This window comes from Polaromonas aquatica (genome assembly GCF_042659145.1).
Classification (GTDB): Bacteria; Pseudomonadota; Gammaproteobacteria; order Burkholderiales; family Burkholderiaceae_C; genus Polaromonas; species Polaromonas aquatica.
In genome coordinates this window covers 114507-129324 of record NZ_JBHSRS010000002.1, presented here as the reverse complement: position 1 = coordinate 129324, position 14818 = coordinate 114507, and the positions used below count along the sequence as shown (strand labels likewise).

Sequence of the window (14818 nt, the reverse complement as noted above, 5' to 3'; positions counted from 1 at the left end):
ATCCGGGTGATTTGGCACCCTCGATACCCACAACCTTGCATTACGAGCGTGTTTATTTAATGCGGGAGCCCTTTGCGCGGCCAGCTCGTTTTCAGCCCAACATCGCAGCGCTGGCTGTTGAAGCGCTTGGGCAGGCTCATGTGCAGGATCAGCGGGTACATTGAGGCAAATTACTCATAAACATCTCATGGACACCACCCATTTGCACAAAATCGCCGTCGAGGCCATGCGCGACCGGGGCCTGTTGCCTGACTTTGCGCCGCAGGCCCTGCAAGAGGCCGAAGCCGCACGGCAAACTGCGCCTGAACGCAACGACAGCATCCACGACCTGCGCCACCTGACCTGGTTTTCCATCGACAATGACGACACACGCGACCTGGACCAGTTGAGCGTGGCCGAGCCGCTGGCCGCGGGCATCACACGCCTTCGGGTGGCTGTGGCCGATGTGGACGTGAAGGTTACCCCGGGGGGCGCGGTGGATGGCCATGCGGCCGTCAACACCACCTCGGTGTACACGGCGGCCGGCGTATTCCCTATGCTGCCTGAGGTCTTGTCCACCGACCTCACCTCGCTGCACGAAGGCCAGGAGCGCCTGGCGGTGGTGGTCGACATGCAGGTCGCCGCTGACGGCACGGTACCTGAATCAACCATCTACCGGGCGACGGTGCTCAACCGCGCCAAGCTCACTTACGACGCCGTCTCGGCCTGGCTGGACGGTGTGGGCCCGCCACCGCCGCGGATGGCCAGCGTGCCGGGGCTGGAAGACCAGCTGCGTTTGCACGACACCCTGGCGGGCCAACTGCGGCAGTGGCGCCAGGCGCGCGGTGCGCTGAACCTCAACACGGCGTCTGCCCGCCCGGTGTTTGAAAAGGGGCAACTGGTGGACCTGCGCCCCGATGAAAAAAACCGCGCCCAGGACCTGATCTCCGACCTCATGATCGCAGCCAACGGCGCGACGGCCCGCTTTCTGGTCGCCAAGGGCTTCCCCTCGCTGCGCCGCTTGCTGCAGGCGCCGCGCCGTTGGGACCGGCTCGTTGCGCTGGCCTCTGGCCATGGCGTGCAACTGCCTGATGCACCGGACGCACTGGCGCTCGACCACTTTCTGAATACGCGTCGCCTGGCCGACCCGGCCGGCTTTGCCGATCTGTCGCTGGCGGTGGTGAAGATGCTGGGCTCGGGCGAATACGCTGCGGCCCCCGCTAGCGGATCCGGTACAGCGGGATTGGGACACTTCGGGCTTGCGGTGAATGACTACGCCCATTCCACCGCGCCCAACCGGCGCTTTCCCGACCTGGTGACGCAGCGGCTGCTGAAGGCCGCCCTTGCGGGCGTGGCACCGCCCTACTCTGCAGAGCAACTGAGCGAGATTGCCCGTCACTGCACGCTACAGGAAAGCAATGCCAACAAGGTTGAACGCCAGGTGCTGAAGGCCGCAGGAGCCTGGCTGCTGCAGGGGCGCATAGGCGAAGTCTTCGACGCCATCGTTACCGGCGCGGCGGCGAAGGGCACGTTCGTACGCATCTGCAGTCCCTTGCTGGAAGGCCGGGTGGTACGCGGTTTTGAAGGGCTGGACGTAGGCGACGCAGCACACGTCAGGCTGGTAGCGGTGGATGCAGAAAAAAGCTTCATTGACTTCGAACGCGTTTGAATTCCGTTCGTGATTCGCCGGGCGGAATATGAAGCCCAGGGAACAGGCCCTTGCAGCAGGCACGATCGGCGCCATATGGACTAAACGCGGCCCGCCGGGGCCTGTCACCAAGGAGTTGAAATGTTGAAACGCCTGACCCTGCTGTGGGCCCTGCTGCGCGGCGATGCGCGGCAGCTGTGGTTTGCGCTGCGCCACCCCAAGGCACCGGCCTGGCTAAAGCTGGGCACCGCGCTGCTCGTGTTGTATGTCCTCTCGCCAATTGACCTTGTCCCGGATGTGCTTCCCGTGGTTGGCCTGGTGGATGACCTGGTGCTGGTGCCGTTGGCGATCCGCTGGATGCTCAAGCGCCTGCCGCCGGATATCCAGTCAGCGGCAAGGCGCTGAACCGGCCAGGCTGGTGGTTGAAACACCCTCCAGCCCCCCCCTTCTTCTGCGCTACTATTTGCGCCATGAATTGATCCGTACCGGCGCCGCCCATATTCGGACAGATTGTGAAACCTTGACGACTCATCAAACCATGAACTACTGGCTCATGAAATCCGAACCCGAGGAATGCTCGGTGGACGATGCGCTGACCGCCCCCAAAAGCACGGTTCCGTGGGTAGGCGTACGCAACTACCAGGCGCGCAACTTCATGCGCGATGCGATGCGTGTGGGCGATGGCGTATTGTTCTATCACTCCAGTTGCGCCGAACCCGGCATCGTAGGCATCGCACAGGTGGCGTCCACGCCCTACCCGGACCCCACGCAGTTTGACCCGAAGTCGCCTTACTACGATCAAAAGTCAAAACCAGAAGAGCCGCGCTGGCTGCTGGTGGATGTGCAGGTGCTGCGCAAAACGCGCAACCTCGCCCTGCCCGAGCTGCGCGCCAACAAGGACCTCGAAGACCTTGTGATCCTGCGCAAAGGCAACCGGCTGTCCATCACGCCGGTCGAGCCGCAGCACTGGCGGGTCATTTCCAGATTGCTGGGCAGCCCGGAACGCTGACGCAAAAGCGGACGGTCAATCGCTCACATCCCGAGCTCCCCAAGGGGGCATGCACGATGGCGCCCTGAGTTCTTCGCTGGCGGAGTTTGATGGCATGCCCCTATAGCTGAGTGACGCCACCGCCTCCCATAAATCCGGGCGTTGCCTGCTCCATATGATTTCCTGATAAATCCATAAGATTTAATCGTTGGACGAATAGTTTGGCAGGAAGTGAAATCTCCGTACTGATTTGCACGGGCATTTGTGTGGCCCGCCAATTCCTTCACCGTACAGGAGCTTTCATGATGCAAACGCACTTTCGGCGCTTTTTACTGAACGTATTGCTGGTATGCGCAGCCGCTGCAGGTGTTGCAGCCAGCGGGGCCGCAAATGCGCAGTCGCCCGATATCGACCAGTTGCTGAGCAAGCAGGCCATCACCGAGCTGCTCTACAAATACCCCCGTGCACTGGATCGACTGGACCGCGATCTCCTGATGTCCATAGGCCATCCCGAGGCGAAGGTTGAGTTCGGGAAAAGCGTATTTCCCAACTGGACGGCCTACACCGACTGGATGATGAAGGCGCATGCCGAAATGCTGGGCAACAACCACCGCATCACCAACATCCTCATCGAGGTGCGGGGAGACACGGCGGTCAGCGAATCGACCGGCACGGCCACGCTGCTGGTCAAGCAGGAGAAAGGCCCGGACTACGAGGAGCGCTGGATGCACTCCCGGTACCTGGACAAATGGTCGCGGCGCGGCGGCAAATGGGGCCTTGACTACCGCCAGACAGTGATGGACTACCGCACGGTCAAACCCGTGTCCGCTGCGGACGTCAAGAGCATGTACCAGGTTGGCCCCCGAACCGGGCTTGACGACCCTTCATACAAATTGTTTGGCGCAAAGTAAGGCAACCCGGCAAAAAAACTGCTCCACCGCACCATCGCTCAAGGAACGACCATGAATGATCTGGATCTCCCGCAGAATTCGCACCGTACGGCTTTGTGGCATTCGCAATGCGCGCACGCAGCCTGCAACCCGCGAAGAGGATTTCTCAAATCCCTCGTTGCCATGGGGGCTGCGGCTGTGCTTCCTGCGTCCAACGCCGTGGCGCAGGCACCGGCTGTATGTACCGGGCACATAGACTTTCACCATCACTTCTTTTCACCGGCCTGGGTGAAGCTGGTCGAGTCCAAGAACGCCGTCAAGCCCGTGCTGGGGTTTGACCAGTTCAAGAGCCACTCCATCGCCAGGGACATCGAGTCCATGGACCAGGGGAATGTCGAAAAAGCTTTTCTGTCCGTGACGCAGCCCGGCGTATGGTTTGGTGATATTGCGGAAACACGGCGTGCAGCACGTGAACTCAACGAGTATGCGGCCCGGCAAAAATCGGACTACAAGGGGCGTTACGGGCACTTCGCTGTGTTGCCGCTTCCAGACGTCGACTCCTCCCTGCGCGAGATCGAGTACGCGTTTGATGTCCTCAAGGCGGATGGCGTGGGGCTGCTGTCGAGCTATGACGACAAGTGGATTGGAGACAAGTCTTTTGCGCCAGTCTGGGCCGAACTCAACCGCCGCAAGGCTATGGTCTATACACACGCTACGGCGCCTGGTTGCTGTTCGTGGGACTTCCAGCCGGGCATCCTGCCGACATACATCGAGCTGGGTTCGGACCTGGCCCGTGCGATGGTGAGCGTCATCCACGGCGGCACCGCCAAGGCAACGCCTGACGTGCGCTACATCTGGTCGCACGGCGGCGGAAGCATCTGGGCCCAGCGCTACCTGACCGGCGAAACCACCGAATCCCTTGCGCGCCAGGCGCCGCCTGATTCCAGGCTGCATCACCTCAGGCGCTTTTACTACGACACGGCGGCAGCGGCGGATGCCGTTCATATGGGCATTCTCAAAATGATCATCCCCAACTCGCAAATCCTGTTCGGCTCGGACTACCCGTGGGCAGAGCCCGCAAAAATCGCTGCTGGCTTGCAGGCATCGGGGCTGACGGCGGAAGAATTGCGGGCCGTGTACCGCGAAAACGCACTCAAGCTCATGCCCCAGTTGCGCGGCTAATCATTTCCCCATTACAACGAACATGAATTTCAGAACAACCATTGCAGCGGCCTTTTGTTGCCTTCTGCCACTCGCCGCAGTGTCGCAGGCCTACCCCCAGCGACCGGTGAAGATCGTGGTGCCTTACGCCCCCGGCGGCGGGGTTGATGTCATGGCGCGCATGCTCGCCGACCGCCTCCAGCAGAAATGGGGCAAGCCGGTGATTGTCGAGAACAAGGTCGGTGCATCAACCATCATTGGGGCGGTGGCCGTCGCCAAGGCCGCTTCCGATGGCCATACCCTGCTGCTCACAAGCGAGTCCACGATCACCAGCAACCCCTACCTGTTTGAGAAGCTGCCTTACGATCCCATTCGTGAACTGTTGCCGGTCAGCCAGCTGGTCAGCCTGCCGCAGATGGTTGTCGCACACCCCTCGGTTACCGCAAGCACACTAGACGAACTTGTCGCATTGGCAAAAGCAAAGCCGAACGAGTTGAACTACGCGTCCTACGGCTCCGGCAGCCTGCCGCACTTGTTGTTCGAGGGTTTGAAGGCACGCACGGGGGCACAAATGACCCAGGTGCCATACAAAGGCATCACGCCGGCCGTCAGCGCAGTGCTGGCCGGCGAGGCCCAACTCACCCTGGCGGGGGCCTCACTGACGCAGGGTTACATCAGCGCCGGAAAGCTCAAGCCGATCGCTGTTGCCCGCCAGGAGCGCCTGGCTGAATTTCCCCAGGTCCCTACCCTGCGGGAGGCCGGCTTTGCCGATATCGACCCGCATGAATCCTGGTTCGGCCTGTTCGTCACGGGTGGCACCTCCAGCACCATCGTGCAGAAGATCTACAGGGATGTCGCTGAAGTAGGCGCGGATGCGGTGTTTCGCGAACGCTACGTGCTTGCGCGGGGGCTTGACCCTGTGTTCTCGTCGCCAGAGGAGTTCGCGAAGTTCATCCAGGCGGACATGCGGCAGAAGGCGCGCCTGATCCGCATTTCCGGCGCGAAGGCGGAGTAGCGCGTGTCAGCCACCACCATTGAACCCACGGCCGCCCGGGCAGAAAACCTGGTGCGCCAACCCGGCCAACTCCAGCAGTCCGCTCCTTCCCCATCCGGAGCATCCCGGCGCGGCGAGTTTGTCATCCGCGGCGGTCACGTGCTCACCATGGATGATTCGCTCGGCAACCTGCCTTGCGCAGACGTTCATGTGCGCGACGGCCAGATCATTGCAGTCGGCGTGGCCCTGGCCCTCCCCAACGTGATGGAGATGGACGGGCGCGACATGATCGTCCTGCCGGGCTTCGTCGATACGCACTGGCACTTGTGGAACAGCTCCCTGCGCGCCCTCGTTCGGGGAGACGACCCCAAACACGGGTATTTCCCCGTCACGCTGAAAGTCGGGCCGCTGTTCACCCCGGAGGACTCCTACCGGTCCGTCCGCCTTGGATTGACCGAAGGGCTTGCCTCGGGAATTACCACTGTCCATAACTGGTCGCACAACACACGCACGCCAGCCCATGCCGATGCAGAACTGCGGGCGCTGCGCGATACGGGCGTCCGCGCGCGTTTTTCCTATGGATGGGGCCAGGACCTGCGCCTGAGCCAGACCATGGACCTCGATGGCCTCGCAGGCACGCAGCGTGACGTGCTGGCCGGTGACGACCTCATCACGCTTGGCGCTGCGGTGCGTACGCCCTTGTCCAACCCTCGCGGCGCCGTCCCGATTGAAGTCGTCATGGCGGAGTACGAAGGAATTCGCCAGCTTGGCCTGCCCATCACCATGCACGCACGGCCCGGCATCGTCTCCGTGCTTGAGAAGCATGGCCTCCTTGGGCCGGACGTGCAGCTTGTGCACCCCCAGGGCATCTCCCTTGAGGAGCGCAAAATCATGGCCGCCAGGCGCACCACGATGTCCTGTTCGCCGGTGATCGAACTGCTCTATGCGCAGGCGACCAGGGGCGAGATCCAGTTCCAGGAGCTTCTTGAGAACGGCGTTCAGCTGAGCCTGTCGGTCGACAGTTCCTCGGCATCGGCCAATGCAGATTTTTTCAACTGCATGCGCGCCCTGCTCTGGTCCCACAAACAGCGTTTTGGCAGCAGCATCCCGCTGACAGCCCAGCGGCTGCTTGAGCTTGCAACCATTGACGGTGCGCGCGATCTGGGGATAGACGGCGAGGTGGGTTCGCTGACCCCCGGAAAACGGGCGGACATCCTCCTGGTCAGGGCCACGGACCCGAACATCGGGCCCGTCATCGATCCGGCTTTCGCGCTTGTGTATTCCGCGCAGCCATCCAACATCGACACGGTCATCGTTGACGGGAAAGTGCTGCTCCGCAAGGGGCGATTCACCGGGCTGGACAGCGAGCAGGTGATGTGGGACGCGACGGAGTCCGTGCGCGGGCTGGCTGCCCGCGCCAAGTAGACGATCCACCAGGTTTTAGCAAGCCAGGCCGTGGCGTCCTGCCATGGCCACACCAGAAGGAAATCAAATGAAGCGTTCAATCCTCATATTTGCGTTGTCGGCCATCAGCCTGGTGTCGACCGTATCACGCGCCGCAGAGTTCATGGAACAAAGCGAGAAAATCAGGGGCCGCACCTATTCGGAAGCCGTGGCTACCGAAGGCGGCCGCATTGTCTGGCTTGCAGGGCAGACTGCAATTACCGACCTCAACGGCAAGGACATCAGGGGCGATGCCGAGGCACAAGCCCGGACGGCCTTCGCACAGCTGGACGAAACCCTGAAACGTGCGGGCGGCAGCCTGAAGAATATTGTGAACCTGACCGTCTACCTGACGGACGTGAGAAACGGCGGGGCATTCCAGAAAGTACGCGCGGAAATGTTTCCCGACAAAAACTACCCGGCCAGCGCGCAGGTCACGGTGTCTGCATTGGCCGTGCCCGGTATGCTGGTCGAAATCCAGGCGATTGCGGTTATCGGGGACAAGTGCTCGAAGTCCAGCCCCTGTTTTCCGCGTTGAGTTAAAAAAGCATCAAGCTTGCAAAAGCTTGCAGCGCGCAACAAGGCAGTCGCGAAAAGCAATCGCGCCGGGCGACAGCGAACGGCCTGAACGGGTGATGAGTTCTATCTCCCGCTGAACCACGGGCTCGTGCAAAATCCGGAAACGCAGCCGGCTTGAGCGAAGCAGCAGCCCCACGTAGGCAGGCACGACGGTGACCCCCAGTCCCGCCTCTGCCAGGCCAACCGCAGTGCCAAGATAGGCGACTTCGAAGCGTGGTTTGTTCTGCAACCCCGTGTGGCCGAGAAGCGGGTCTATCAGCGTATGGAATCCGCTCGCGTGCGACATGGCAATCATGGGCTGGCCCGAGAGGTCGGCCCAGGTCAGGTTGGCGCGCCTTTTTGCAAGCGGCCAGGCGCTTGGGACCATGACGCCAAGAGGATGCCTGAGAAGTGGCATGCGCTGCAGGTCCGCATCCAGGTTTGGAAATGGACCAAAACCCATGTCGGCATCACCGCCCTGAACCATGCGCATGATATTTTCAGTCGGCAGGTCGGCCAGGCGCACCGTGATCCCCGGGTGGCTTTCCTGAAATTGCGCAATAGCTTCCGGGAGGAAGGTTGAGGCAAGCAACGGCGTTGTTGCAATCGTTATGCGTCCCCGGCGCTTGAGCACCAGGTCTTGCGTGTCGGCCAGCGTATGCTCAACGTCGGCAAGAATGCGCTCCGCATTGAACAGGAATTCGCTACCAGCATCCGTGGGCGCAACCCGCCTGGTGGTCCGGTCAACCAGCTGGATGCCCAGTTGCGCCTCCAGCTCCTGCACCAGGAGACTGGTGGCCGACTGCGTCAGGTGCAGCTTCCTGGCCGCAGCCGTGAACCCGCCGCTGCGCACAACTTCAACGTATGCCCGCAGTTGCCTCAGTGTGACATTCATGTACTTCTCTCGCAGCTCAGCAAGGTGTATTCACTTGATGGAAAGACCCAGCATAGCCTGTTGACCAGGACCATGAACCGGTGCCGTGAAGGGAACGCCCATCTTACGCCGCACGATACGCATGGACCCCATCATGGCGCCCCGCCAACGCCCTGCCCTGGCCCGACGCTCATCGGGCCAGCGGAGCCGCTAGGGCGGGCAGCTCAGCCAGGAAAGCGTCGCGTGCACGCACGCCTGCAGTGCCGGGTTCCCTCCTGTCGTCCTGGATAAGCCGCGCGAACACAAGGGTATGACTGCCCTTTGTTGCCCAACCGACAAACCAGCCATAAGGATGGGCCTTGTCAAAATTTCCATCGGCCTGCCGGGGATACGCCATGCCGGTCTTGCCGTGAACGTCCCAGCCACCGGGCAGACGGGTGACTTCGACAATCTGGTTTGTCATGTCGAAGGCGTGTGGGCTAACAGGCAGTTGGCGGTTAACCAATTTCCCCAAAAAAGCGACCTGCTCCAGAGGCGAAATCTTCAATGAAGAACTGATCCAGGCGCGCTCCAGGCCATTGTGTTTTCCGGCATCTCCCGAGACATCGGCGTTCCCGTACTGGAATTCAGCAGCATAACGCTGGAGGCGCTTTTCCCCGAGGGCGTGGGTCACCTGCTGCGAGAACCAGACAACCGAATACTTCATCCACCGCGTTGCATCCGTCTGTTGGCGCCAGGCCTCGCCGCCCCAGTCGGGATAACCATCACGGTATGGCAAAGCCGGGGCGTGGCCGTCTGTCAGGAAACCGGAATCAAAGCCCATCAGGCTTAGCGCGATCTTGAACGTGGACGCGGGCGTCACGCGGGTGCTGCAATCGCCTTGTTTCAGCAGGACAGCGCTTTGCACAGCGTTCGTGACCACCGTGCAGATGGTTCTGGCGTGGACTGCAGGGGCAGACAGGGTGCCCGCCAAAAGCGGCAGGGCGACGATGCAATATTTCATCAACTTATTCTTATCCAATTGAAGGCCGGGGATTTCCGCTTCAGCCTCGGGCCTGCTTGCTTTCGAGCAACTTCACCAGCGCCCACAACACCCGGTTCGCCGGCACGGCAATCCCCAGCGCCTCGCCGCGCTTGACGATCAGGCCGTTGAGGTAATCGATCTCGCTGCGCTTGCCGCGTGCAAGGTCTTGCGCGGTCGATGAGAACTGCCTGGGCATGCCGCCGGCGAGCTTGTCCACAGCGGCGTATGCGTCACCGGTCACCTGTACGCCTTCGGCCTTCGCCACGGCCAGACACTCATCAACAACATCACGCATCAGGTCTTTCACGCCTTCACCCTGTACCGTCTTGCCATAAGGCAGTTGGGCAATGGCCGACACGGCGTTGTAGGCACAGTTGAGGATCAGCTTGGCCCACAGCGCACCGCGCACGTTGCCGGAGACCTCGGTGGCCACGCCGGCAGCGATAAAGGCCCGCGCCACGGCTTCACTGGTGTTGGAGGGTTCGATCACCAGGTCGCCCCGACCGTGGTGCTTGACGTGGCCCGGGCCGGCCATTTCGGTGGCGACGTAGACCACGGCAGCGGCCACCGCATGTTGCGGCAATACAGTGCGCAAGCGCTCGGCGTTGTCCACGCCGTTTTGCAGGCACAACACCAGCACGTCGGCAGCCAGATACGGCCGGATCAACGCGCCAGCCGATTCGGTGTCGGTGGATTTGACGCAGAAGAGGACAAGGTTGGCGTCCTGCACCGCGCTGGCCTCGGTGCTGACAGCCAGGTGCACATGCTCGTCGAAGCTCGTTGTTTCCATATGCAGGCCATCGCGTTCAATGGCCCTGGCATGCTGAGGCCTGGCGATCAACACCACCTCATGCCCTGCGCGGGCAAGCATGCCGCCGTAATACGAGCCTACAGCACCTGCGCCCATCACGGCGACTTTCATGGGTTTGTTGGGAGAATTGGAAGTCGTCATGGATAGCTTCAGTTAGGGGTCCAGTTGGCGGGTGCGGGACAAACGCAGGATCATTTTAGGAAGGCTTTTACGGATGCGCTGGCGATGCTGCGCATTCAAGCCGGAGAGCTGCCACTGGCCGCCTCTGCGAGTGTTCATTGCACAGGCCTGACCACGCATTTGATAAGCGCCAATCACAACCCGTCGCAGTCTGCTTGCGACTACGGAGTGCCCGAGGCTGATGCAAAATACCGCAACAAATAGTCGTTCAGCCTTGCCGCGTATTTTGTCAGCCATTCCTATAGATTGCCCGTACAGGTCATGCATATCCTGATCACAGGCGCCGCCGGCTCCGGCACCTCAACCCTGGCTGCGGCGTTTTCTGCAGCTACGCAATCGCGCGCCCTGGAAACGGACGATTACTTCTGGCGCCCCAGCGACCCGCCTTACAGGGAAAATACGACGAAGATGAGCGCTGCCCGGCATTGCTGAAAGATCTGCGCAGCAGTCCGCGTGCTGTCGTAGCGGGCTCGCTGATCGGTTGGGGCGAAGAACTTGAAGACGCGTTCGATCTGGTGGCCTTTCTCTATCTTCCGACGGCCATTCGAATGGCGCGCCTCCAGTTGCGGGAAGAACGCCGATTCGGAAAGGCTGACCCGGCGTTTCTTGCGTGGGCCGCGCAGTATGACGCGGGTACAGCAGAAGGCCGCAGCCTTGAGCGGCATAGGCACTGGCTGAAAAGCCGGAAGTGCCCGGTGCTTTACCTTGAAGGCGATCTCTCCACGAAAGACCAGCTAGGCAGGCTTCTTGCGGCACACCAATCCTTGATGCCCCAGGTCAGATGAGTGGAGCCTTGGCCCACAGCGGGCTTGCAGGCTCACCCTCTGCCACTTAATCCACCTTGCACCACCGGCCAGACTCCGGGCACACACGGGCTGGAGCGCCATTTACCCAGACCTGCTCTTCATCAAGTTGCAAGGCGGTAGAAGGGTCAATGTCAAAAGCAACTCCAAGTGCGCGCCCGACATGGGGACTTTCGATGGGAAGCTCCCAGGTGAGAAACACCTGGGACCAATCCTGGCCGGGCGCAAAATCGGCCGCATCAAAACCGTCCCTGCCGCGCCGGATGACCGCATGAGGCTGGCCCGTATCGAAGATCAGCGTCGTCCCCCGGACCAGGGGGATGCGCTGGCCGGTAACCGGAAAGTGCACATCCAGACCTTTGTCCCCGCTCAGGAAAAGATTGCAAAACGCCGCGCCGCCGTATTGCGCACCGTCATGGTGGTAGCGCGCGCCGCGGCAGGCCATGAGCGCAACATCACTGGAGGCCAGCACCTCTGGCAGACCGAGCGCATGCGTCCAGTCGGACACAGCCTGCACGCATTGCCTGTAGTCCGGCCAGCGAACACGCGCTCGCGCCAGAGGCAGAGCCTCGACATCTCCGGGTTCCAGGCCCCGCGCCATGTCTCTTTCCCAATCGGCCAGCAGCCTTGCAGGAAGCACAGGCACATCCACCGTGCCTGACAACACAACATCACTCACGCTTCGGCTGCGGATGGCGTCGCCACTCCAGAAATAGGAGACATGCAGGTTTTGCAGACGATGCGCTTGGGAGAGGCTGCTCATCCAGGCTAGTGTAGTGAAGCAGATCCCATTGGCGGACGTACTTGCTCCATTTGTGGGGAACACCCGAAATCAGAGCGTGCTGCTGCCTGTCAACTGGGCCGCACAGGCCGACATAATGGCCTCGCCTCGCCTCGCCTCGCCTCGCACCGCCGCACGGCTCACGTTTGTTGATGCAGCAGGTGCAGATGCAAAGACATCCGTCATGCCTATTCGAATTCGACGGGTATCCGTGGTGATCGCACAAGAAGACGGAAATGCCATACTGAAAGTGACCAACAAAGGGGATGGTACCGGGCAGGGCCTGGCGATTGTGCGCTCCATCATGTCGACCCATGACGGGGTGGTGACAGCCAGCAGCCTGCCGGGTGGCGAAACGACTTTTACGCTTGTGTTTCCGACTGCCGGTATGGTCCGGCAAACCGCAACAAAGCATTAAGAGCCACTGCCCTGTTTCCTTGATGGATGAATGCTTGAGCCGAAGTAGTCAATTGCTGACTGCGCCGGTAGCGTGCGGGCCTATTCAGCCGTCTCACCGGAATCCTTGATGACCTGAGTCCAGCGTTCCATTTCCGCTTGAACAAATGCCTTGTGGCCGGAGGGGGCGAGTCTCGCGTCCGTGACAATCCGCAAGCCCAGGGCTTCCTGACGTTTGATCAGGTCTGGGTCCTTGAGGGCTGCTCGCAGCGCCGCATTCAAGCGCGCCAACACCTCGGGCGGCGTGCCGCGTGGTGCGTAAAGCCCGTGCCACACCGTCACATTGAAGCCCGGCAGGCCCGCTTCGGCCAGTGTCGGTGTCGGTGTCTGCGCAAGCGCCGGCAAGGCAAGGCGGTCCGTGCTGCTGACGCCAAACACCTTCACCTTTTTGCCTTCGATCTGTGGCACGGCGTTGGTTGCCTGTTCACACATCAGGTCCACCTGACCGCCTATCAGATCCGTCATGGCCGGGGCGGTCCCCTTGTAGGGCACCGTGGTCATTTTGGATTTCAGTGCGTTTTGCAGCATCAAGCCGCAAAGGTGGGAGGCCGAGCCTACGCCGGCATTGGCGAGATTCACACGCCCGTCAGACTCTGCAATCCACTTTCTCAATTCACCCAGATTATTGGCGGCCAGCGTCGTTCTGCCTATCAGCACGGAAGGCGCATCGTTGATCAGGCCGAGATACTCGAAGTCGGCCAGCGTGTTGTAGGGCAACTTTTTATAGAGCGCAGGCGCGGTGGCCAGACCAATGTGGTGAACCAGAAGCGTGTAGCCGTCGGGCTTGGCACGTGCGACGCGGGCTGCACCTATGGTCCCGCCGGCGCCTGCGGTGTTGTCGACGATGACGGTTTGGCCCAGGGGTTTGCGCAAGGCTTCCGCGAGATCGCGGGCGATTTTGTCGCTGGGGCCACCCGCGGCGAAGGGCACGACCAAGGTGACCGGTTTGTCGGGGAACTGTGCCCAGGCCGCATGGGTCCATGCGACCAGACAGGCCCCTGCGATCAGCAGATGTCGCTTGAGATTTTTCATGTGTTTGTCTCCTTGTATTGATCGAACGAATCAGGCCGAAAGCGCGTGCATCTGGGCATAGAGGTCGGCTTTGCCTTCAAAACCTATGCCTGGCAGTTCCGGCAGGGTGACGTGGCCGTCGATGACTTTCACGCCATCGGGGAAGCCGCCGTAAGGCTGGAAAAGATCGGGATAACTCTCGTTGCCACCGAGGCCCAGCCCGGCGGCGATGTTGAGGGACATCTGGTGCCCGCCGTGCGGGATGCAACGCGACGGCGACCAGCCAAATTGTTTGAGGACTTCCAGGGTCCGCAGATATTCGACCAGGCCGTAGGACAAGGCGCAGTCGAACTGCAGCCAGTCGCGGTCGGGGCGCATGCCGCCATGACGCAGCAGGTTGCGTGCGTCCTGATGCGAGAACAGGTTCTCGCCGGTTGCCATGGGGCCGGGATAATATTCCGAGATCGCGGCCTGCAGCGAATAATCGAGCGGGTCGCCGATTTCCTCGTACCAGAACAACGGGTATTCGCGCAGCATCTTGGCATAGGCGATGCCGGTCTCCAGATCGAAGCGGCCGTTCGCGTCCACCGCGAGCTGGGCTTCGGAGCCGATTTCTTTCAGCACCGCTTCGATGCGGCCTCTATCCTCGGCGAGCGAGGCACCGCCGATTTTCATTTTCACGACGTTGTAGCCGCGGTCCAGGTAGCTGCGCATTTCCGCGCAGAGCGCACTGTTGTCCTTGCCGGGGTAGTAATAACCACCGGCCGCATAAACGAAGACGCGCGGATTCGCCTCTCTGTTGTTGCGTTCGGCCAGCATACGGAACAGCGGCTTGCCCTCGATCTTGGCCACTGCGTCCCAGATCGCCATGTCTATGGTGCCGACAGCGACGGAGCGTTCACCATGCCCACCCGGCTTCTCGTTGCTCATGGCCGCCGCCCACACCTTGGCAGGATCGATGTTGGCGCCGGCTTCATCGAGCAAACTCTCGGGCGCCGCCAGGAGGATGCGGTCGCGAAAGCGCTCACGGATGAGCCCGCCCTGTCCGTAGCGGCCGTTGGAATTGAAGCCGTAGCCTACGACCGGTTTGCCGTCCCGGATCACGTCCGTGATCACGGCCACCAGGCTCAATGTCATCTTGCTGAAGTCGATATAGGCGTTGCGGATAGGCGAACTGATAGGGACTGTTTTCTCTCTGATCTCGACGATTTTCATGT

Annotated in this window: 17 protein-coding genes; 11 read left to right on the top strand and 6 right to left on the bottom strand. The window is 61.4% G+C overall.

All coding sequences use genetic code 11. The features are described 5' to 3' along the window. Positions 1–187: 187 nt before the first annotated feature. From ACFQND_RS01275 to ACFQND_RS01240, 8 genes are all read left to right on the top strand, one after another. Entirely contained in the window at positions 188–1648 is a 1461-nt protein-coding gene (locus ACFQND_RS01275; protein ID WP_371435482.1) for an RNB domain-containing ribonuclease, read from the top strand. Positions 1649–1768: 120 nt separating this feature from the next. Continuing rightward, positions 1769–2032: a YkvA family protein gene (locus ACFQND_RS01270; RefSeq protein ID WP_371435481.1), complete on the top strand. Its 264-nt coding sequence runs from the start codon at positions 1769–1771 to the stop codon at positions 2030–2032. A 133-nt stretch (positions 2033–2165) separates the two neighbouring features. Next, positions 2166–2636 carry an EVE domain-containing protein gene (locus tag ACFQND_RS01265; protein WP_371435480.1) on the top strand — a complete coding sequence of 157 codons (471 nt, stop codon included), beginning with the start codon at positions 2166–2168 and terminating at the stop codon, positions 2634–2636. 284 nt (positions 2637–2920) lie between these two features. Next, positions 2921–3526 carry a nuclear transport factor 2 family protein gene (locus ACFQND_RS01260; protein ID WP_377411976.1) on the top strand — a complete coding sequence of 202 codons (606 nt, stop codon included), beginning with the start codon at positions 2921–2923 and terminating at the stop codon, positions 3524–3526. Positions 3527–3577: 51 nt separating this feature from the next. Further along, a complete protein-coding gene (locus ACFQND_RS01255; protein ID WP_371435478.1) occupies positions 3578–4687 on the top strand; it encodes an amidohydrolase family protein in 1110 nt (369 codons plus the stop codon). A 22-nt stretch (positions 4688–4709) separates the two neighbouring features. After that, entirely contained in the window at positions 4710–5681 is a 972-nt protein-coding gene (locus ACFQND_RS01250; RefSeq protein WP_371435477.1) for a Bug family tripartite tricarboxylate transporter substrate binding protein, read from the top strand. Between the two features lie 3 nt (positions 5682–5684). After that, a complete protein-coding gene (locus ACFQND_RS01245) occupies positions 5685–7085 on the top strand; it encodes an amidohydrolase family protein (protein ID WP_371435476.1) in 1401 nt (466 codons plus the stop codon). Between the two features lie 67 nt (positions 7086–7152). After that, positions 7153–7641 (top strand): RidA family protein, encoded by a 489-nt coding sequence (locus ACFQND_RS01240; RefSeq protein ID WP_371435475.1) that lies wholly within the window; start codon positions 7153–7155, stop codon positions 7639–7641. Between the two features lie 12 nt (positions 7642–7653). On the opposite strand, the gene ACFQND_RS01235 is transcribed toward ACFQND_RS01240, so the two are convergent. The 3 genes from ACFQND_RS01235 to ACFQND_RS01225 all read right to left on the bottom strand — a co-directional run bounded on the left by ACFQND_RS01235 (position 7654) and on the right by ACFQND_RS01225 (position 10481). Continuing rightward, positions 7654–8556: a LysR family transcriptional regulator gene (locus ACFQND_RS01235; protein ID WP_371435474.1), complete on the bottom strand. Its 903-nt coding sequence runs from the start codon at positions 8554–8556 to the stop codon at positions 7654–7656. A gap of 169 nt (positions 8557–8725) precedes the next feature. Continuing rightward, positions 8726–9538 carry a class D beta-lactamase gene (blaOXA, locus tag ACFQND_RS01230; RefSeq protein ID WP_371435473.1) on the bottom strand — a complete coding sequence of 271 codons (813 nt, stop codon included), beginning with the start codon at positions 9536–9538 and terminating at the stop codon, positions 8726–8728. Positions 9539–9578: 40 nt separating this feature from the next. Then, a complete protein-coding gene (locus ACFQND_RS01225; RefSeq protein WP_371435568.1) occupies positions 9579–10481 on the bottom strand; it encodes a ketopantoate reductase family protein in 903 nt (300 codons plus the stop codon). 330 nt (positions 10482–10811) lie between these two features. On the opposite strand from ACFQND_RS01225, the gene ACFQND_RS01220 reads away from it, so the two are divergent. After that, the gene (locus tag ACFQND_RS01220) at positions 10812–10982 is read left to right on the top strand and encodes a hypothetical protein (protein ID WP_371435472.1); all 171 of its coding nucleotides are present in this window, start codon (positions 10812–10814) and stop codon (positions 10980–10982) included. Further along, complete coding sequence (locus ACFQND_RS01215) at positions 10976–11335, top strand: hypothetical protein (protein ID WP_371435471.1); 360 nt, start codon at positions 10976–10978, stop codon at positions 11333–11335. Before ACFQND_RS01220 ends, ACFQND_RS01215 begins: the two co-directional genes overlap by 7 nt. A 46-nt stretch (positions 11336–11381) precedes the next feature. Here ACFQND_RS01215 and ACFQND_RS01210 read toward each other — a convergent pair whose 3' ends face one another. Beyond that, positions 11382–12116, bottom strand: coding sequence for a hypothetical protein (locus ACFQND_RS01210; RefSeq protein ID WP_371435470.1), 735 nt, complete (start codon positions 12114–12116; stop codon positions 11382–11384). A gap of 13 nt (positions 12117–12129) precedes the next feature. Here ACFQND_RS01210 and ACFQND_RS01205 point away from each other — a divergent pair, with 13 nt between their 5' ends. Then, positions 12130–12552, top strand: coding sequence for an ATP-binding protein (locus tag ACFQND_RS01205; protein ID WP_371435469.1), 423 nt, complete (start codon positions 12130–12132; stop codon positions 12550–12552). Positions 12553–12632: 80 nt separating this feature from the next. On the opposite strand, the gene ACFQND_RS01200 is transcribed toward ACFQND_RS01205, so the two are convergent. Continuing rightward, complete coding sequence (locus ACFQND_RS01200) at positions 12633–13622, bottom strand: tripartite tricarboxylate transporter substrate-binding protein (RefSeq protein WP_371435468.1); 990 nt, start codon at positions 13620–13622, stop codon at positions 12633–12635. A 30-nt stretch (positions 13623–13652) separates the two neighbouring features. Then, entirely contained in the window at positions 13653–14816 is a 1164-nt protein-coding gene (locus ACFQND_RS01195; RefSeq protein WP_371435467.1) for a mandelate racemase/muconate lactonizing enzyme family protein, read from the bottom strand. Between the last annotated feature and the right edge of the window lie 2 nt (positions 14817–14818).